General features: G+C 59.0%; 17 protein-coding genes and 1 pseudogene. 10 read left to right on the forward strand and 8 right to left on the reverse strand.

The genetic code is table 11. The annotated features are described in order from the left end of the window. Positions 1-18: 18 nt before the first annotated feature. The 3 genes and pseudogenes from KW839_RS06775 to KW839_RS06785 form a co-directional block, all read left to right on the forward strand. Positions 19-2,442: pseudogene (locus tag KW839_RS06775) on the forward strand (RHS repeat-associated core domain-containing protein); the annotation flags it as partial. A gap of 3 nt (positions 2,443-2,445) precedes the next feature. After that, entirely contained in the window at positions 2,446-2,985 is a 540-nt protein-coding gene (locus tag KW839_RS06780) for a double-CXXCG motif protein (RefSeq protein WP_218423801.1), read from the forward strand. Positions 2,986-3,438: 453 nt separating this feature from the next. Further along, a complete protein-coding gene (locus tag KW839_RS06785) occupies positions 3,439-4,326 on the forward strand; it encodes a hypothetical protein (protein WP_218423802.1) in 888 nt (295 codons plus the stop codon). Between the two features lie 88 nt (positions 4,327-4,414). Here KW839_RS06785 and KW839_RS06790 read toward each other — a convergent pair whose 3' ends face one another. The 3 genes from KW839_RS06790 to KW839_RS06800 form a co-directional block, all read right to left on the reverse strand. Continuing rightward, the gene (locus tag KW839_RS06790) at positions 4,415-4,699 is read right to left on the reverse strand and encodes a hypothetical protein (protein ID WP_218423803.1); all 285 of its coding nucleotides are present in this window, start codon (positions 4,697-4,699) and stop codon (positions 4,415-4,417) included. A 245-nt stretch (positions 4,700-4,944) separates the two neighbouring features. Then, the gene (locus KW839_RS06795; RefSeq protein WP_060541757.1) at positions 4,945-5,577 is read right to left on the reverse strand and encodes a response regulator transcription factor; all 633 of its coding nucleotides are present in this window, start codon (positions 5,575-5,577) and stop codon (positions 4,945-4,947) included. A gap of 28 nt (positions 5,578-5,605) precedes the next feature. Further along, positions 5,606-6,973, reverse strand: coding sequence for a cache domain-containing protein (locus KW839_RS06800; protein WP_060541756.1), 1,368 nt, complete (start codon positions 6,971-6,973; stop codon positions 5,606-5,608). A 387-nt stretch (positions 6,974-7,360) separates the two neighbouring features. Here KW839_RS06800 and KW839_RS06805 point away from each other — a divergent pair, with 387 nt between their 5' ends. Further along, entirely contained in the window at positions 7,361-9,418 is a 2,058-nt protein-coding gene (locus tag KW839_RS06805; RefSeq protein ID WP_218423804.1) for a carbon starvation CstA family protein, read from the forward strand. Positions 9,419-9,433: 15 nt separating this feature from the next. Continuing rightward, entirely contained in the window at positions 9,434-9,631 is a 198-nt protein-coding gene (locus KW839_RS06810) for a YbdD/YjiX family protein (RefSeq protein ID WP_060541754.1), read from the forward strand. 47 nt (positions 9,632-9,678) lie between these two features. On the opposite strand, the gene KW839_RS06815 is transcribed toward KW839_RS06810, so the two are convergent. Continuing rightward, on the reverse strand, positions 9,679-9,903 hold the full coding sequence (locus KW839_RS06815) for a hypothetical protein (protein WP_218424109.1): 225 nt from the start codon (positions 9,901-9,903) through the stop codon (positions 9,679-9,681). A 345-nt stretch (positions 9,904-10,248) separates the two neighbouring features. Between KW839_RS06815 and katG the strand changes: the two genes are divergently transcribed. The 5 genes from katG (at position 10,249) to KW839_RS06840 (ending at position 14,823) form a co-directional block, all read left to right on the forward strand. Beyond that, on the forward strand, positions 10,249-12,516 hold the full coding sequence (katG, locus tag KW839_RS06820; protein ID WP_218423805.1) for a catalase/peroxidase HPI: 2,268 nt from the start codon (positions 10,249-10,251) through the stop codon (positions 12,514-12,516). Between the two features lie 136 nt (positions 12,517-12,652). Beyond that, positions 12,653-13,048, forward strand: coding sequence for a zeta toxin family protein (locus KW839_RS06825; protein WP_371318054.1), 396 nt, complete (start codon positions 12,653-12,655; stop codon positions 13,046-13,048). Then, positions 13,035-13,217, forward strand: coding sequence for a hypothetical protein (locus KW839_RS06830; RefSeq protein WP_218423807.1), 183 nt, complete (start codon positions 13,035-13,037; stop codon positions 13,215-13,217). The genes KW839_RS06825 and KW839_RS06830 overlap by 14 nt, the downstream gene beginning before the upstream one ends. 311 nt (positions 13,218-13,528) lie before the next feature. Next, entirely contained in the window at positions 13,529-13,972 is a 444-nt protein-coding gene (locus KW839_RS06835) for a cupin domain-containing protein (protein ID WP_218423808.1), read from the forward strand. Between the two features lie 305 nt (positions 13,973-14,277). Next, a complete protein-coding gene (locus KW839_RS06840; RefSeq protein ID WP_218423809.1) occupies positions 14,278-14,823 on the forward strand; it encodes a YdeI/OmpD-associated family protein in 546 nt (181 codons plus the stop codon). Positions 14,824-14,864: 41 nt separating this feature from the next. Here KW839_RS06840 and phnE read toward each other — a convergent pair whose 3' ends face one another. Genes phnE through KW839_RS06860 form a run of 4 tightly spaced genes read right to left on the reverse strand, consistent with a single transcriptional unit; the run spans position 14,865 to position 18,095 of the window. Beyond that, positions 14,865-15,632 carry a phosphonate ABC transporter, permease protein PhnE gene (gene phnE / locus KW839_RS06845; protein WP_218423810.1) on the reverse strand — a complete coding sequence of 256 codons (768 nt, stop codon included), beginning with the start codon at positions 15,630-15,632 and terminating at the stop codon, positions 14,865-14,867. Continuing rightward, the gene (locus KW839_RS06850; protein WP_060541747.1) at positions 15,629-16,456 is read right to left on the reverse strand and encodes an ABC transporter permease; all 828 of its coding nucleotides are present in this window, start codon (positions 16,454-16,456) and stop codon (positions 15,629-15,631) included. Before KW839_RS06850 ends, phnE begins: the two co-directional genes overlap by 4 nt. Continuing rightward, on the reverse strand, positions 16,450-17,247 hold the full coding sequence (locus KW839_RS06855; RefSeq protein WP_218423811.1) for a phosphonate ABC transporter ATP-binding protein: 798 nt from the start codon (positions 17,245-17,247) through the stop codon (positions 16,450-16,452). Before KW839_RS06855 ends, KW839_RS06850 begins: the two co-directional genes overlap by 7 nt. Then, positions 17,244-18,095, reverse strand: a complete 852-nt coding sequence (locus tag KW839_RS06860; RefSeq protein ID WP_218423812.1) for a putative selenate ABC transporter substrate-binding protein — start codon at positions 18,093-18,095, stop codon at positions 17,244-17,246. Before KW839_RS06860 ends, KW839_RS06855 begins: the two co-directional genes overlap by 4 nt. Positions 18,096-18,193 lie beyond the last annotated feature (98 nt).

Raw genomic sequence — 18,193 nt, forward strand, 5'->3', positions numbered from 1 at the left:
CAGGGCCTGGCGCACCCCAAAAGAAACCTCATCGCCGAAGTCGACGCCCTCGGTCACACTGCCGAATACCTCAACGGCGACGACGGCCTGCCGCACACCATCATCGATGCAACCCACAAGTCCAAATACCTGTGGTGGAACACCCTGGCCCAGGTCGAACGCTTCCAGGATTGCTCGGGTAAAAACACCACCTACCGCTTCGACGAACGCCAGCACCTGGTCGCCGTCACTGACGCGCTGGGCCAGACCACCACGCTGGAGCGCAAGCCCGACGGCGAAGTGCTGCGCATCAACCACCCGGACGGCAGCGCCGAGTCGTTCACCTACAACGCCCTTGGCCAGGTGCTGACGCACACCGACGGCAAAGGCCAGATCACCCGCCTGCTGCGCACCGCCCGAGGCTTGCCGAGCAGCCGTCAGGACGCCAATGGCCAGCGCATCCGCTACGAGTACGACCCGGCCATTCGCTTGACCGCACTGATCAACGAAAACAACGCCGCGTACCAGTTTGCCTACGATGCGTCCGACCGGTTGGTCGAAGAAAAACGCATCGACAACCTGACCCGACGCTTCACCTACAACCTCGGCGGACATCTGACCCAGGTCGAAGAAATCGGCTACAGCGAACGCGGTGAACGGCCACAACGGAGCACCGAATTCGAGCGCGACAGCATTGGCCGCTTGCTGGCCAAACTCAATGCCGATGCCCGTCAAGACTATGTGTATGACGATGCTGATCGCCTGCTGTCAATCCAGCGCCTGCCGACCGCGCAAGGCAAAAAAATCGGCGTCAGCGCAGAAGCGCTGGAATTTTCCTACGACCTGCTCGGCCGCCTGATCCAGGAGACCACGGCGCAAGGCACCTTGTCCTACGACTACGACCCACTGAGCAACCTCACCACCCTGACATTGCCCAGCGGCCAACACCTCAATCACCTGTACTACGGCAGCGGCCACCTGCACCAACTCAACCTCGACGGTCAACTGATCAGCGACATCGAGCGCGACGACCTGCACCGCGAAGTCCTGCGCACCCAGGGCACGCTCACCAGCTGCTTCGGCTACGACGCCATGGGCCGCAAGAGCTGGCAGTTCGCCTCGCGCCTGCCGGCGGAAAAACTCTCGCGCATCCAAAACCCCGGCATCCACCCCGAACTGCTGGTGGAGCACGCCTACAACCCGATCCACCGCCGCCACCAGTACGACCCGGCTGGGGAACTGACCCGCACCCTCGACAAACTGCGCGGCGAGATCAAGTACGAGTATGAAGCCAACGGACAGTTGCACGCCCGCGACACCGGCAAGCTGGTCGACAGCGAAGAGTTTCGTTACGACGCGGCGGCGAATCGGCTGAATTTCAACATCAGCCAGTTTGATCACGTCAAAGACAACCGCCTCAAGCGCTGGCGGGATCAGGAATATGCCTACGACGCGTGGGGCAACCTGATTGAAAAACACAGCGGCATGGGCAAGCTGCAGACGTTTCGTTATGACTGTGAAAATCGCTTGGTGCGGGCCGAGACGCTGGTCAATGGCAAGCTGGAAAGTACTGGCTCGTATCAGTACGACAGCCTCGGGCGGCGGGTTGCCAAGGTTTCAGTGGTCAACGGCAGATCCGAGCAGAAGCGTTTCCTCTGGCAAGGCTTGCGGATGCTGCGTGAGGAGCGTCCAGGGCAGAGCAGTCTGTACCTGTATGAACCGGGGAGTTATGCGCCGTTGGCGCGGGTTGACCAGGCGGAAGGTGAGGAGCAGCAGCTTTACTACTTCCATACCGACCAGATTGGTACGCCGCTGGAGATGACTGATCGTGAAGGGCAGATTGTCTGGCAGGCGACGTACAAGGCTTGGGGGGCGGTTGAAAAGCTGGCGGTCAATGACGTCGAACAGAACCTGCGGTTTCAGGGGCAGTACTTCGATGACGAGACGGGGCTGCACTACAACACGTTTCGGTATTACGATCCGGAGGTGGGGCGGTTTGTTACGCAGGATCCGATTGGATTATCCGGCGGAGTCAATCTGTACCAATATGCTACTAGCGCTATTGGTTGGATCGATCCATTGGGGCTTTGCTCCAAAGCGCTAAGCAACAATATGACAAAAGGTGGAACTCCCCGCCCCGCAAACTCCGCTGCACATCACATCGTTGGTGATACTGCCAAGCTTGCAGCTCCTGCGAGAGCGGTCCTGGCAAAGCATGATATTCATGTGGATGATGCAGTCAATGGAGTGTTTTTGCCTAATCGTAATAACTTTGACTCGAGCGTGCCGGGGATCCTACATAATGGTAAGCATCCAAATTCTTATTTTGAAAGTGTTAACCAGCTTATAATTAGTGCAGATAAGGCTGGTGGCAAGCCGATGGTTTTGAAGGCGATCGATAGAATTCGCAATACATTACTTACGAGTCAACGGGATGCTCAGTGGTCCGGATTATTTGGGTGATTTATGAAAATTTATTCAATAACGCAAAATGACAAATATAAAACATTGGTCGATGCAGACCAAGTGGAAAGTCTGCAGGAATTCGCTACAAAGCTAGCATATGGTGATGCAATTTTGGAGCCTGAAAAACAGAGCTATCGTGTCATATATAATAGTGATGATAAAAATAAATCGGCATTTTCTGATTTTTTTACCTTTTTCAGGCCTATCTTGGTTGTCTCTGAAAAAGCATATGATGCGCTTGGTTTTTTGCAGGTTTTTCCTAGGGTTAAGCTGCTCGGGCCGCGTGCGGGGGATGTCGCAGTATTTGTTACCGAGCTTCTATCAGATGCATTTGATGTTGATCAATCTGATTATGATAAGGGGGAGGGTGGCTACGTAGTTTACAAGGCGGTGTTAAAAATTCCGGAAAATTACAAGGGTGAGATTTTTCGCATTCCTGAGAATCCGCAAGTGCTATATGTCAGTCAAGTATTCAAAGACGCTGTAGAGTCGCAGGGCCTAAGAGGGGTCGCTTTTAAGGAAGTTACACAAAGTTGTTGAGTGCGTATGGGGAAGAGGTTGTATTGAAAGGTCGTTTGAGGCGCAAGAAACTGCCAACCTTTTGAAGACAGCTTGAGTAAAATCGCCAAAATTATGGAGGGCTTGGACAAGAAGAGGAGGGGCCAGACGCCTGCTCTGAGAGGTAGTGGCTTACTCCGTGACTTGAACCGTTTTGTCGGTGTAGGGCGTGAGCGTCAACACGGCAAGAAACGGTGGCTACAAGCCTGATGAGCAACGACAAATGATATGGAGAATGAATAATCCCATCGAACGCGATGCTAAATCTTTTGGGCAGTCCTTTGACTCTGTGATCAACGGGCTGAACCTTACAACCTGTATCTGAAGGTTTGCAATGGAGTCGAAAGTGTATTCGCAGGCAACGCCTCTCAATGAGACATAGTCGTCTGGATTACGGTGTTTTTTACAATCAACTACTAGGGAAGTAACCATCTCATGCAGCAATCACCCACACTCGCTCCAACGGTGACAGGTCAACTGATCTCCACCTTCCGCCACGGCAAAGGCTTTCTGGTCTTCATGCTGTTGTTCGCAATCGTCTTGTTGTGCCTGGCGGGATTTATGCTGTACCTGGGTACCATACTGCCGGCGGCCAGTTCCGGGGCGAACACCAGCCGTGGTTCCAGCCCGCAGTTGCTGATCTATTCCGTCAGTGGCTTGCTGGTCGTCATTTCGGCAGTCCTGTTCGGACTGTATACGTGGCAGAAAAAGTTGCGCGGAACCCATTATGAGGTTTACGAGCACGGCATTGTTGCTGTCAGTGGAAAGCAGCAACAATATACGGCGTTTGTTGAAATTGAAGATCTTTACCTGTTCAGCTCGGGACAAACGGCAATCTCCGGTCTGATCACTAACCTGGCGTACCGTCGTAATGACAGTGAGCCATTTCATCGGGTTATCGCGTCGCTCAAAAGTTTTTTTGAATTTCAGCAATTGGTGCGTGAGTTACATGTCCGTGAGCGTGTGCCGGTTGTTATCGAAAATCTTGAGTCTGGCGGAACAGTGACTTTCAGGTATGTGTCGACCGGGCAGGTCTGGCGCAAGCGAATCGCGGGGGACTTCCTGAATGTCACCACTCAGTCAATCATTGTGACAAGCGAGTATCTGGAAGTTGAGGGTAGTAAAGTTCCGTTGTCGGCCCTTTCCTCGGTTGATTTAAACAAGTGGAGTGAGATGGTCACTATCAAGGATGCCACCGGGAATCAGATTCTATCAACGGTGTGCACCGGCATCATCAGTCATGACCTGTTCCTCACCACTCTGGATGTGCTGCTGGATGCTCAACGGGCAAGCAGCGGTGAGACTGTCGAGAGCCTGGCCTGAGGATCTCAGGGCACCGTCAGGCTGACCAACACAAAAAAACCGGCTGATCAGGCCGGTTTTTTTCTGGGGCAGTGGTGGAGCAACTTATTCAGGCAGTGCGATTCTCGATCAGACGATCCGAACCGCCTTCAGCGACGCGGTTCTGCAGCAGTTTGTCAGAGCCACCTTCGGCAACACGGTTCTGCATCAGCTTGTCAGAACCATCGGCGGCAACGCGGTTTTCGATCAGGCGATCAGAACCACCCTCGGCCACACGGCTTTCAATCAGACGATCCGAGCCGCCTTCAGCGACCACAGGTTGAGCAGAGGTAGCGGCAAAAGCGTTAACTGCGAAAACCGAGAAAGCGATGCTGAGGAGGGTCTGGCGTTTCATGATCGTGTGCTCCGGGGTGTTTATGGGTTGGTATGGAGCAGATGTTACGCCGGGGATTTATTAAGAGAACTTCATTGAGATGATGGTGACTATCGATGCGGTCAATGGGTGATTGGTCACCCCCTTGTGGGAGCGGGCTTGCTCGCGAAGGCGTCGGCTTAGCCAGCAATGTTGTCGACTGACACATCACCTTCGCGAGCAAGCCCGCTCCCACAGGTTTTGTAGTGGATACAGGATTCGGGGTGTTAACGGGAGATGAGGCCGTGATCGATGGCGTATTTGACCAGCGCCGCAGGCTTGTCGATGTTGAGCTTGCGCCGGATGCTCAAGCGGTGCGTCTCTACCGTGCGCACGCTGATGTCCAGTTCCCGGGCCATTTCCTTGTTGTTCAGCCCTTGGGCCATCTTCGACAGCACCTGGCTTTCCCTCGGGGTCAGTTCGTTGTCGGTATGCCTGTCGGCGATCAGCCGTTGGGCGATTTCGGCGCTGTAGAAGGTCCCGCCGCTGGTGATGGCTTCGATGGCGGCGATGATTTCCCGTGAGGGAGCGTTCTTCAACACATAGCCGCTGGCACCCGAGCGCAGCGACTCACTGACGTACTCGTAATTGTCGTACATGCTCAGCACCAGCACCTTGAGGGCGGGGTATTGGCTGCGCAGCACCCGGGTCAGCTCCAGGCCGTTCATGTCTGGCAGGCTGATGTCGACCAGCAGCAGGTCCGGCTGGCAGCGTCCGACCATCTCGATTGCCTCGGCGCCGTTTTCGGCTTCGCCCACCACTTGCAGAAAGTCCATGACGGCCAGCAGCGCCTTGATCCCGTCGCGGACCAGGGAGTGATCGTCGACCAGGGCGACGCGGATCGGGGAGGGCAGGTTCATGCAGGTATTCACTCTTGTTGTGGGCCGGTCAGCGTTTCGTGGCGGGCGGTGTCATCGGCAACAGCACGTCCAGCTCACTTCTTCCGGGCATCGAGATCAGCTCGAAGCGCCCGCCAAAATGCGCGACTCGCTCGCGGATGTTGCGCAGGCCGATACCGGCGTGCAAACGCTCGACTTGGGCGACGTTGAAACCGATGCCGTCGTCGACCACGGTCAGCCGTACGTTTTTATCGCAGCCGCGCAGGGTAATGGAAACGTTCTTTGCCCGGGCATGGCGTTCGATGTTGGTCAGGCCTTCCTGGACGATGCGGAACAGCGATACCGCCGCACCGTCGACCAGTTGGCAGTCGAATTCATTTTCGTCATAGGTCACGGTCAGCCCGCTGCGCTGCTCGAATTCCGCGGCCAGTTGGCCGATGGCCGCGGACAGGCCGAGGGTGTCGAGCAGGGAGGAGCGCAGGTCGTGGGAGAGACTGCGGACTTCGCCGATGGCATCGCCCAGGCGCTCGGTGGCGTCTTTAAGTGTGCTCAAGCCCTTGTCGTGGGGTTGGCCGCGCTCCAGCAGATGGCTGGCCAGTTCGAACTGGAATTTGATCGACACCAGCACCTGGCTGATGCCGTCGTGCAGTTCACGGGAGACGCGCGAGCGTTCTTCTTCCTGCAGGCTGACGATGCGCTGGGTCAGGCGCTGCAGTTTTTTGTCGGCCAGGCGATGTTCGCTGACGTTGAGGGTCATGCCGCTGGCGAAGACGAACAGCACCGCCACCAGGGCGACCACGGCAATCGCCATCATGGTCTTGCGGATGCCCATGGCCACTTCGGCGCGGGCCTGCTGGGTGGCGCGCTCGACGTCTTCGAGGTAGATGCCGGTGCCGAGCATCCAGCCCCAGCGATCGAGCATCACCACGTAGGCGAGCTTGTCGGTCACCTGGCCGGAGGAGGGCTTGTTCCAGGCGTAGCGCTGGAAGCCTTCGCCCGATTTCGCGCTTTGCAGCAGCGCCTGAATCACCGGCAGGCCGTGGGGGTCTTTCATGTCCCACAGGTATTGGCCCACCAGCTCCGATTGCCGCGCGTGCATCAGGCTGCGGCCTTCGTGGTCATAGACGAAGAAGTAGCCGTTGATGCCGAAGCTGAGCTTGCGCAGTTCTTCCAGCACTTGTTGCTGGGCGCGGGCGTCACCGTGGCCGTCGTCGTACAGGGGGGCGATCAGGCTTTGCGCCATTTCCACGTAGTTTTTTAGTTCGGCGCGCTTGCTCGCCAGAATGCTGTCTTCGATCAGTTGCGCTTGTTGATCACCCAATTGGCGGTTGAGGGAAATCACCAGGGCGCAGATGACGGCAATGGCCAGCACCAGCGGCAGAATGCCGAGGGCGACGATTTTGTGTTTGAGCTGCATGTTCATTCCTGCCCGCGCGAAGGCTCGGGATCATATGCCAAAGAGGCGTTCGGCCAGTAGCGTTGCTGGACGGAATGACCGGCGGCCTGAATATTGGTCTGTTGAAATGCAAAACCAATGTGGGAGCGGGCTTGCTCGCGAAAGCGGTGTGTCAGTTGGCATCAATAGTGACTGATCCACCGCCTTCGCGAGCAAGCCCGCTCCCACAATTTGATCGGGGATGGGCCCACAGGGGATGGCGTCTACGTAGTACTACGTAGACGCCACGTACGTAGTAACGCGGATTTATTTGTTGACGGCATGCGCGGATATTGGGCCAGCTCCGCTCCGCGGACACAATTATAAAAATTACCGCCGCAGTTCACAGGCTGTGGCAGGAGACCCGCTATGCCCCGTCTGGCTAAACACCTTGCCTGGTTTGCCGTGGCTGTCCTGGGAGCGATTGCGCTGAGTGTCGTGGCCCTGCGCCGCGGCGAAGCGATCAACGCCTTGTGGATCGTCGTTGCAGCCGTCGCTATCTACCTCGTTGCCTACCGCTACTACAGCCTGTTCATCGCCAATAAAGTGATGCAGCTGGACCCCAATCGCGCCACTCCCGCCGTGCTCAACAACGATGGCCTGGACTTCGTTCCGACCAACAAGCACGTGCTGTTCGGTCACCACTTCGCCGCCATTGCCGGCGCGGGCCCGCTGGTCGGTCCGGTGCTGGCCGCGCAAATGGGCTATCTGCCCGGTACCCTGTGGCTGATTGCCGGGGTAGTGTTGGCCGGCGCGGTGCAGGACTTCATGGTCCTGTTCCTGTCGACCCGCCGCAACGGTCGCTCCCTGGGTGACATGGTCCGTGAAGAAATGGGCCGCATTCCCGGTACCATCGCGCTGTTCGGCTGCTTCCTGATCATGATCATCATCCTTGCGGTGCTGGCGCTGATCGTGGTCAAGGCCCTGGCCGAAAGCCCGTGGGGTATTTTCACGGTGATGGCGACCATCCCGATCGCGATGTTCATGGGCATCTACATGCGCTACATCCGCCCGGGCCGCATTGGTGAGATCTCGGTGATTGGCGTGCTGTTGCTGCTCGGTTCGATCTGGCTGGGCGGGCAGATTGCTGCCGATCCGGTGTGGGCCAAGGCCTTTACCTTTACCGGAATCCAGATCACCTGGATGCTGATCGGCTATGGTTTCGTGGCGGCGGTATTGCCGGTGTGGTTGATCCTGGCGCCCCGTGACTATCTGTCGACCTTCCTCAAGATCGGCACCATCGTGGCCCTGGCCATCGGCATCCTGGTGACCATGCCCGAGCTGAAAATGCCAGCGTTGACCCAGTTCATCGACGGCACCGGTCCGGTGTGGAAGGGCGGCCTGTTCCCGTTCCTGTTCATCACCATCGCCTGTGGCGCGGTCTCGGGTTTCCATGCGCTGATCGCTTCCGGCACCACGCCGAAATTGCTCGCCAATGAAGGGCATGCCCGTTACATCGGTTATGGCGGCATGCTGATGGAATCGTTCGTGGCGATCATGGCCATGGTCGCGGCCTCGGTGATCGATCCGGGCGTGTATTTCGCCATGAACAGCCCGGCTGCGGTAGTCGGCGCTGACGCCGTGACTGTTGCGCAAACCGTCAGCAGCTGGGGCTTTGCCATCACCCCGGAGGCGCTGCAAGCCGTAGCCCACGACATCGGTGAAACCACCATCCTGGCCCGTGCCGGCGGCGCGCCGACCCTGGCGGTGGGTATCGCGCAGATCCTGCACCAGCTTCTGCCGGGTGAAAACACCATGGCGTTCTGGTACCACTTCGCGATCCTGTTCGAGGCGCTGTTTATCCTCACCGCTGTCGACGCCGGCACCCGAGCCGGGCGTTTCATGCTCCAGGACCTGCTCGGTTCCTTCGTGCCTTCCCTGAAACGTACCGAATCCTGGACCGCCAACCTGATCGCTACCGCCGGTTGTGTGGCCATGTGGGGCTATCTGCTGTACCAGGGCGTGATCGATCCGCTGGGTGGCATCAACACCTTGTGGCCGCTGTTCGGCATCTCCAACCAGATGCTGGCCGGGATCGCGCTGATGCTCGGCACTGTTGTGCTGATCAAGATGAAGCGCCAGCGGTATGTGTGGGTGACCTTGCTGCCGGCGGTATGGCTGCTGATCTGCACCACGACGGCGGGCTTCATCAAGCTGTTCGACGCCAACCCGGCAATCGGTTTCCTGGCCCTGGCCAAGAAGTACAGTGATGCCTTGGCCAACGGTCAGGTCCTCGCGCCGGCCAAGAGCATTGATCAGATGCAGCACGTGATCTTCAACGCCTATACCAACGCAACGCTGACCGCATTGTTCCTGTTCGTGGTGTTCAGCATCCTGTTCTTTGCGCTCAAGGTCGGCATTGCCGCCTGGGGTACTAAAGAGCGTACGGATAAAGAAGCGCCTTATCAGACTGTGCCGCAAGCGTGATCCGAGGGTTTAAGCATGTTCAATGACCTGAGTCGCCTCGGTAAATACCTCGGTCAGGCCGCGCGCCTGATGGTCGGCATGCCTGACTATGACAACTACGTCGAGCACATGCAGGGCAAACACCCGGACCAGCCGGTGATGGACTACGAGGCGTTCTTTCGCGAGCGCCAGGAAGCCCGTTACGGCAGCAAAGCCGGACCGAAATGCTGTTGAAATGAATAAAAAACCCGGCTGAAAAGCCGGGTTTTTTTATGGCGGGTTTAATCCGGTTCGTTCTTATCGCGCAAACCGTCCGGATCGTCGTGAGCACTGCGCGACACCGGGTGGCCAAGCCTGTCGGTCAAGCCCGGGTCTACGGGTTTTCGCTCCAGTGAATGTCTCTTCAGCGCCCGGTCCGCGACCTTGGCATTGTGAACCAGCCGACAAAGCACGGCGACGACGACAATCGACAGCAGTATCCAGAGGACAACGGCTTTTAGCACCATGGCGGCCTCGCGCGCGTCCTGCTTTGCTTTTCGCCAACATCCCTGCAGCAATGATTGCCTTGAGTGTGGCACTTTTTGTGCAAACTTCCCCTTTGTTTGCCAGCATTTTCTCGTTGGAGGGCTTTCATTCGCCGAGTGGGCGCAACAGGGCTTTTATCGGCAATCTTCCATGGCGAAGCGACAGTTTCCCCGACCGGTACTTTAATGGATGGTCTGGAGCGAATGATCCCGCAGCTGTCATAGGCTTAAGATATGGATCCCATGTCGAAAAGCTATTTCATTAATCGGTGCTCCGGATCCACGCTCAAGGGTGGTTAGCTGATCACACAATAATGAGGAGATGCCATGTCAACCGAATCGAAATGCCCGTTCAATCACGCCGCTGGTGGTGGCACGACGAACCGCGACTGGTGGCCGAATCAACTGAACCTGAAAATCCTGAGCCAGCACTCGCCCAAGTCCGACCCGCTTGGCGGCGAATTCAACTATGCGCAGGCGTTCAAAAGTCTCGACTTTCAAGCGCTCAAACAAGACCTGACGGCGCTGATGACCGACTCCCAGGACTGGTGGCCCGCAGACTTCGGCCACTATGGGCCTCTGTTTGTTCGCATGGCCTGGCACAGCGCCGGCACCTATCGCACCGGCGACGGCCGTGGCGGCGCCGGTTCCGGGCAGCAACGCTTTGCACCCCTCAACAGCTGGCCGGATAACGTCAGCCTGGACAAGGCGCGCCGGCTGCTTTGGCCGATCAAGCAAAAATACGGCAACAAGATTTCCTGGGCTGACCTGCTCGTCCTGACCGGTAACGTCGCGCTTGAGTCCATGGGCTTCAAGACCTTTGGTTTTTCCGGTGGCCGTCCGGATGTCTGGGAACCGGACGAAGATGTTTACTGGGGTTCGGAAAACAAGTGGCTGGGTGGCGACAGCCGTTACGGCAAAGATGACAGCAAACCCGTGCAGCCACCGGGCGATGTCCCGCTCGTGGCAGAGCCTGGCAGGAACGAAGACAGCCGTACCGAAGATGGCCGCAATCTGGAAAACCCCCTCGCCGCGGTGCAGATGGGCCTGATCTACGTAAACCCGGAAGGCCCGGAAGGTCAGCCGGACCCGCGCGCCTCAGCCCTGGATATCCGCGAAACCTTCGGCCGCATGGCCATGAACGACGAGGAAACCGTGGCGCTGATCGCCGGCGGCCACGCCTTTGGCAAGACCCACGGTGCCGGGCCTGCCGACAACGTCGGGGCTGAGCCCGAAGCCGCCGGCCTGGAACAGCAGGGCCTGGGCTGGAAGAGTACCTTTGGCAGCGGTAAAGGCCCCGACACCATCACCAGCGGCCTGGAAGTGACCTGGACTACCACACCGACCAAATGGAGCAACAACTACCTGGAGAACCTGTTCGGCTTCGAGTGGGAGCTGACCAAAAGCCCGGCCGGTGCGCATCAGTGGACCCCGAAAAACGGTGCCGGTGCCGGCATCATTCCCGATGCCTTTGATCCTGCCAAACGTCGTAACCCAACCATGCTCACCTCCGACCTGGCCCTGCGTTTCGACCCGATCTATGAGCCGATTTCGCGGCGCTTCCTGGAGAACCCGGACCAGTTGGCCGACGCCTTCGCCCGCGCCTGGTACAAGCTGATTCACCGTGACATGGGGCCGTTGTCGCGTTACCTGGGTCCGGAAATGCCGGCCGAAGAGCTGCTGTGGCAAGACCCGATCCCACGTGTCGATCATGCACTGGTCAATGACAGTGACGTCACTGCGCTCAAGAGCAAGCTGTTGGCCTCTGGCCTGTCGGTCGGGCAACTGGTGTCGACCGCATGGGCGGCGGCTTCGACGTTCCGTGGTTCGGACAAGCGCGGTGGTGCCAACGGTGGTCGCCTGCGCCTGGCGCCGCAGAAATCCTGGGCGGCCAACCAGCCGGATCAATTGGCGAATGTGCTGGCCAAACTCGAAGGCATCCAGAACGAGTTCAACGGTGCGCAAAGCGACGGCAAGAAAATCTCCCTGGCTGACCTGATCGTGCTGGCCGGTTGTGCGGGTGTCGAGCAGGCCGCGAAAAACGCCGGCCAGAGTGTGACGGTGCCGTTCACTGCGGGCCGCGCCGATGCCAGCCAGGAGCAGACGGATGTCGATTCCTTCGGCTTCCTCGAGCCGATTGCCGACGGTTTCCGCAACTACCTCAAACAGCAATATCGCGTACCGGCCGAGAATCTGCTGATCGACAAGGCACAACTGCTGACGCTCACCGCACCGGAGATGACCGTGTTACTCGGCGGCCTGCGCGTGTTGAACGCCAATGCCGGGCAAAGCAAACATGGCGTGTTTACCTCGCGTCCGGAATCCTTGACCAACGACTTCTTCACCAACCTGCTCGACATGGGCGTGGAGTGGAAGCCGACCTCGGACGCCCGGCAGGAGTTCGAAGGGCGCGATCGCAAAACCGGCGCGGTGAAGTGGACGGCCACCCGGGTTGACCTGGTCTTCGGCTCCAACGCGCAGTTGCGCGCCCTGGCTGAAGTCTATGCCAGTGCCGATGCGCAGCAGAAGTTCGTCAATGACTTCGTGGCTGCGTGGACGAAGGTGATGAATCTGGATCGCTTCGATCTCAAGTGATCGTCACGTCAGCCTGAAAATAGCCGCGACCCGGTCTGGACACCCGGTCGCGGTCACTTCTTGCTGGATGTTGCTGTGGATTCATACAGGTGGAGCGGTGGTGGAAATCCGGGTCAGGTGTTAGCTTGAGGCAAACATTCTTGACGGAACAATGACCAACATAAATGTGGCAAGGCGCAACATTGACCGGGTTTTGGGGAATCGACGGGCCGCACAGATAATGTACGTTTATCAGCGACCGGAGTTGGCTTGGCAATTCGTCAGAGCCAGAGAGATAACCGAAGGGCGGAACATTCCTATGGATGAGTTCGTCAGGCAGTATCTGGCCGCCAGGGGGAACATTATCGAGATCAGGCGATCCTACGGTGAGAATCTGATCGTGAATTTACTTGTAAAGAATACTGATGGGACTGATGGCGAGTACGAAGGCGACGTCACAGTTGACCAGATTGACGACCTGTTACCTGAGACTTATGATCATGCAGGGCTTATAGAACTCTTAACCGAGGCAGAAAAAAATGAGTGCAGCTAAGACCGGAAAATCCAGTCCATTGGCTGAGTTTTTTTGCAAGGCTTCCCCCGAAACAAAGCGGGATGTATTTACATTGGCGATGTCCAAAGCGATCGCCTCTCAGCGTGACGTGCTGGATAAGGCGGAAGCCATCAGGATGGCGCGAAAAATCGATAAGGCATCTGCCTAGACAACTCTTGTGTTGTCTAGTCCTGAAATAGATTTACACCTGTTTCACCCTAACGCCCGATGCACCGCATCGGGCGTTTTGTATTTCAAGGACAGGTGCGGTGTGGCGTTGGCAATGATGGGCGAGCAGGGTTACCGACGCAAGCGGGTGCTGCGCTTGTATCTGCAGGTATCTGCAGCGGCCACCGCTACTTTCGAATACAAATTCAGCGTTCCCCGACACCCGGGCGATACATGGCGGCCTCTAAATGCAACCTCAGACACCGCGCCAAAGCTGGCGTGGCGTACCGAGGTTCAACTGGAGGAAAGGCAATGTCCCGATTCAATCCCCGTAACATGTCTGGCGGCCTGGGTGCCGCCCTGGTCATCGCCGGCCTCGCCGCCGTCGCGAGCCTCGCCCAGGCGCAAGAGGCCGGCGCGGTGAAAAGCTGGCAGCAGGGCATCCATCGTACTGACCTGGTACGCGAAGACCTCGGCGCCGCCGACCGCGAGGTGATTCAGGTGCGTGTCGATTTCGACCCGGGCGTGACATCGCCCAGGCACGCTCATCCGGGTGTGGAAGTGGCCTACGTCGTCAGCGGCACATTCGAGTATCAACTGGAGGGCCGGGCGCCGGTCACGCTCAAGGCCGGTGATTCGTTGTACATACCCGCCGGTGTTGCCCATGTGGCGAAGAATGTCGGGCAGGGCAACGGCTCGGAGTTGGCGTCGTACATCGTGAAGAAGGGCGAGCCGTTGTTGATACTCAAGGAGTAAGCGGAAAACAAATGCCAGGTGGTTTAGACGCTTGAACCTGTGGGAGCCTGCTTGCGATGGCGCGCGGTACCGCATGATGCGCTTGTTTAAGTACTCAGCACTTTTTTGGGGGGCCGCGCCATACGTTTACCGTTCATGTCTCACGCCGCTGTCAGTCAGCTGATGCACACGGTCACCAGCCTCGAACACGATCTCTTTCTGGCTGTCTCGTGTTTACTGCAACTCATCCAGGCTAGGCCAGGCTTGCAGGACAACAAGGAACGTTATACGGATAGTAGTCAGGCGTATCAGTTGGAGAAATTGCAATGACAACAATCGATGTGAAATCCCGATTTGAAGCAAAGCTTCTTCGTCCGGCAAAGCCTGATGATACGTCGTGGGCGTTCGTAGTACTGCCAAGAGATGCGAGTGAAAAGCTTCCGAGGCGAGGAAGGACGACAGTTGAAGGCACAATCAATGGGCACCCGTTTCAGGCAACCCTTGAGCCGGATGGTCAACTGAGCCATTGGCTGCAGGTAAGTAGAGAGTTGTACGAAGCCGCAGGCGCGGCGGTTGGGGATATCGTTACGCTGGAGCTGACGCCAGTGAAGAAGGAACCCGAGCCTGACATCCCGCCGGATTTTCAGGAGGCGCTGGCAGCCGCTCCCGAGGCGCGTAAAGTCTGGAACAATACGACGACCATCGCACGAGTAGACTGGATCCACTGGATTACTTCAGCCAAGCAACTCAAGACGCGTGCAAAACGAATGGGAGATGCCTGCGATATGCTTGCATCCGGCAAGCAGCGGGTTTGCTGTTTCGACCAGTCTGGTTACTACAGTAAGGCCTTTCGTGCGCCGGAGTCAGAATAGTTTTAAATGGAACATTGCGTTCAATACCCCTGAATTGCCCATCACGCCTTGACCCAGCGCTGACGACTCCAGCTGCTCAGACCATCGACTGCAAACACCAACAGCAACATGGCCAGAATGACCGTGCTGGCCTGGGCTTCCTGGAACAGGCTGAGGCTGACATAGAGCATTTGCCCCAGGCCACCGGCACCGACGAAGCCGAGCACGCTGGCCATGCGGATGTTGTTTTCCCAGCGGTACAGGATGTACGCCAACAGTTGCGGAAACAGGTTGGGCAGGGTGCCGTAACAGAAGGCCCACACCACATTCCCGCCTTGCAGGCGGATTGCTTCGGCCGGTTGCGGCGGGGTGTTTTCCAGCGCTTCGGCGAACAGGCGGCCAAGTACGCCGGTGGTGTGCATGGCCAGGGCCAGGGTCCCGGCGTTGGGGCCGAGTCCGGCGGCCAGCACCATCAGTGCAGCCCACACCAGTTCCGGAATGGCGCGCAGGGCGTTCAGCACCAGGCGCGACGCACTCTGCAGCGGCCAACCGAAACGCCCGGCCGCCGGCAGTGCCAGCACCAGGCCCAATACCGCCGCGAGCAGGGTGCCCAAGGCCGACATGGCCAGGGTTTCCACGGCACCACGGCCGATGGCTTGCAGGTGGCTGGCACTGAGGTCGGGGCTGAGAAAACGCAGGACGTAGGCGCCCATCTGCTTCAGGTTATCGCTGCCTGCCAGCTCACCGAGATCGATACCCAGATAACGGAACGACGTGACGACCGCCGCGCCGATGCACAGGATCAGCAGCAGGTTGATCAGGCGATTCATGCGAACCTCCAGCGCAGCAGGCGGCTGATCTGATCGGCCAGCAGCACCAACACGAAAAAGGTCAGCAACATGCTCGCCACTTCACCGCCGGCGAACATGCGCAGCGACAGGTCGATTTGCTGGCCCAGGCCACCGGCGCCAACGAAACCCATCACCACGGACGCGCGGATCGCGCATTCCCAGCGATACACGGTGTACGACAGCAACTCCGCCGCGACATTGGGCAGGATGCCGTAGCAGAACGCCGCCAGCCGGCCACTGCCGGCTTGCAGCAGTGCGTGGGCGGGACGCTGGTCGACGGACTCGAAAATTTCCGCGTAGACCTTGCCGAGCATGCCGCTGTAGGTGATGGCGATGGCCAGCACCCCCGCCGTCGGGCCAAGGCCGACGGCGCGCACGAACAGCAGGGCCCAGACGATTTCCGGCACGCTGCGCAGGAAGATCAGCAGCCCGCGCACTGGCCAGCGCAACAGCCGGCCCAAGGCGCTCGGGCGTCCGCTGCGCGAGGCCGCCGAGAGCGACAGTGCGCGACTGGCCAGCAGGCTCGCGGGTACGGCCAGCAGCAACGCCAAGGCCATGCCGGCGGTGGCGATCGCCAGTGTCTGCAGCGTGGCTTGCCACAGCAGTTCAAGGAATTCTTCGCCATGAGCCGGTGGCCAGAAGGCTGAGACAAACCGGCCCATCTCACTCTGGCTGTCGGCCATGAGCAGGACACCCAGGTCCAGTTCGCTGAAATGGACGCCGGGCCACAGCAGGGCAAGTGCCAACAGGCTGAGCAGCAGGCGAGGCAGGGTGGCGGGGTCTCGTGTATCGCGGGTCAGCATCGGGGAATCTGCAGGCTCAAGGGTGCCACCGGAGGGGGCGGGGATTGCAGTTGCTCATTGGCGTAGAGCCTGTCGAGCAAATCGTGGTCGACGTCGCTTGCGGGCAGATCGAACAGCACCTGCCCTTCACGCAAGCCGATGATGCGCGAGAAGTTGCTCAGCGCCAGGTCCACCGCATGCAGGCTGGCGACCAGCGTCACCTTGTGCTCGCGCGCGTGGCGGCAGAGGGTCGACAGGGTGTGCCCGGCCAATACCGGGTCCATCGCCGACACCGGTTCATCGGCCAGCAACACCTCGGGCGCCTGGTACAGCACGCGGGCAATGCCCACGCGTTGCAGCTGGCCACCGGACAATTGCTGGCATTGGGCGAACAGCTTGTCGCCCAGGTCCAGCTTGAGCAGTGCCGCCCGAGCCCCAGGAACGTCCACCGGATGCAGCAGGTTCAGCAGGCTTTTGGCAAAACCCCATTGGCCGAGTTTTCCGGCCAGCACCGCCGTGACCACCCGTTGCCGCGGTGGCAGTGGCGGTGCCTGGTGCACCAGGCCGATGCGCGCCCGCAAGCGTTGGCGCTGGCGGGCGCCGAGCTGCCAGGCTTGCTCGCCGAGCACTTCGACCGTGCCGCTGCCGGGGCGCAGGGCGGTGGCCAGCAGGTTCAGCAGGCTCGACTTGCCGGCACCGGAGGGGCCGATGATCGCCACCTGCTCACCGGCGCCGATGTGCAGGTCGACCTCATGCAGCGCCCGCACGCCATTGCCATGGGTGAGGCTGACCCGGTTCAGATGCAAGGTCATTTCAGCAGGTCGGCAGCGCGTGCGGCTTCCTCGATGCCCTTGTAGTTCTCGGGACTGGTCTCGATGAAGCGGCTGGCGGCCTGCAGGTCGAGGATCGCCTTTTGCTCAGGGTTGGCCGGGTCGAGCGCGAGGAAAGCGGCCTTGATTTTCGCGGCCAGGGCCGGGTCGAGGGTGCCGCGCACGGTCCAGTTGTAGTCGAAGTAGGCCGGTGTGGTGGCGAAGACCTTGACCTTGTTGGTATCGACCTTGCCGGCGGCTACCAGTTTTTCCCAGACGCTGGCGTTGAGCACGCCTGCATCCACCTTGCCGGCCTGAACCCAGGCAACGGTGGCGTCATGGGCACCGGAGTAGCCGACGCGGCTGAAATAGGTTTCCGGCTTGATGCCGTCCTTCAGCATGAAGTAGCGCGGCATCAGGCTGCCGGAGGTGGAGGACACCGAACCGAAGGCGAAGGACTTGCCCTTGAGGTCGGCCAGCGTTTTGACGTTCGGGTCGGCCGTGATGAATTTGCTGGTGAACTGGGCATCCTGTTCGCGCTGTACCAGCGGTATGGCATTGCCGGTTTTCAGGCGCGCCTGGACGAAGGTGAAGCCGCCCAGCCAGGCCATGTCGATGCGGTCGGTAGCCAGCGCTTCAACCACGGCCGGGTAGTCGGACACCGGTACGAACTCGACCTTCATGCCCAACTGCTTCTCCAGGTATTCGCCCAATGGCTTGAACTTGCGCAACAGTTCGGTGGGGGCTTCGTCGGGAATGGCGCTGACCTTGAGGGTCTCGGCAGCCTGAGCCAGCAGAGTGGAAAGGGACAAGGTCAGGCCGACGGCCAATGCCAGGGTGCGTTTGAGCATGGAGGTTCTCCGGTTCAATAGCGGAAAAATGTCGATGCGCCCCGCACAAGCTGATTGCTGCACGACGCTTCGTGAGGGTAGACGAAAACGTCGGGATT

Source organism: Pseudomonas sp. PDM31 (genome assembly GCF_019218965.1).
Lineage (GTDB): Bacteria > Pseudomonadota > Gammaproteobacteria > Pseudomonadales > Pseudomonadaceae > Aquipseudomonas.

What these genes read in the sequence shown, in the direction of transcription:
- KW839_RS06780 (WP_218423801.1), top strand. Translation starts at nt 2,446, where the DNA reads ATGAAAATTTATTCAATAACGCAAAATGACAAATATAAAACATTGGTC.
- KW839_RS06785 (WP_218423802.1), top strand. Translation starts at nt 3,439, where the DNA reads ATGCAGCAATCACCCACACTCGCTCCAACGGTGACAGGTCAACTGATC.
- KW839_RS06790 (WP_218423803.1), bottom strand. Translation starts at nt 4,699, where the DNA reads ATGAAACGCCAGACCCTCCTCAGCATCGCTTTCTCGGTTTTCGCAGTT.
- KW839_RS06795 (WP_060541757.1), bottom strand. Translation starts at nt 5,577, where the DNA reads ATGAACCTGCCCTCCCCGATCCGCGTCGCCCTGGTCGACGATCACTCC.
- KW839_RS06800 (WP_060541756.1), bottom strand. Translation starts at nt 6,973, where the DNA reads ATGCAGCTCAAACACAAAATCGTCGCCCTCGGCATTCTGCCGCTGGTG.
- KW839_RS06805 (WP_218423804.1), top strand. Translation starts at nt 7,361, where the DNA reads ATGCCCCGTCTGGCTAAACACCTTGCCTGGTTTGCCGTGGCTGTCCTG.
- KW839_RS06810 (WP_060541754.1), top strand. Translation starts at nt 9,434, where the DNA reads ATGTTCAATGACCTGAGTCGCCTCGGTAAATACCTCGGTCAGGCCGCG.
- KW839_RS06815 (WP_218424109.1), bottom strand. Translation starts at nt 9,903, where the DNA reads ATGGTGCTAAAAGCCGTTGTCCTCTGGATACTGCTGTCGATTGTCGTC.
- katG (WP_218423805.1), top strand. Translation starts at nt 10,249, where the DNA reads ATGTCAACCGAATCGAAATGCCCGTTCAATCACGCCGCTGGTGGTGGC.
- KW839_RS06830 (WP_218423807.1), top strand. Translation starts at nt 13,035, where the DNA reads ATGAGTGCAGCTAAGACCGGAAAATCCAGTCCATTGGCTGAGTTTTTT.
- KW839_RS06835 (WP_218423808.1), top strand. Translation starts at nt 13,529, where the DNA reads ATGTCCCGATTCAATCCCCGTAACATGTCTGGCGGCCTGGGTGCCGCC.
- KW839_RS06840 (WP_218423809.1), top strand. Translation starts at nt 14,278, where the DNA reads ATGACAACAATCGATGTGAAATCCCGATTTGAAGCAAAGCTTCTTCGT.
- phnE (WP_218423810.1), bottom strand. Translation starts at nt 15,632, where the DNA reads ATGAATCGCCTGATCAACCTGCTGCTGATCCTGTGCATCGGCGCGGCG.
- KW839_RS06850 (WP_060541747.1), bottom strand. Translation starts at nt 16,456, where the DNA reads ATGCTGACCCGCGATACACGAGACCCCGCCACCCTGCCTCGCCTGCTG.
- KW839_RS06855 (WP_218423811.1), bottom strand. Translation starts at nt 17,247, where the DNA reads ATGACCTTGCATCTGAACCGGGTCAGCCTCACCCATGGCAATGGCGTG.
- KW839_RS06860 (WP_218423812.1), bottom strand. Translation starts at nt 18,095, where the DNA reads ATGCTCAAACGCACCCTGGCATTGGCCGTCGGCCTGACCTTGTCCCTT.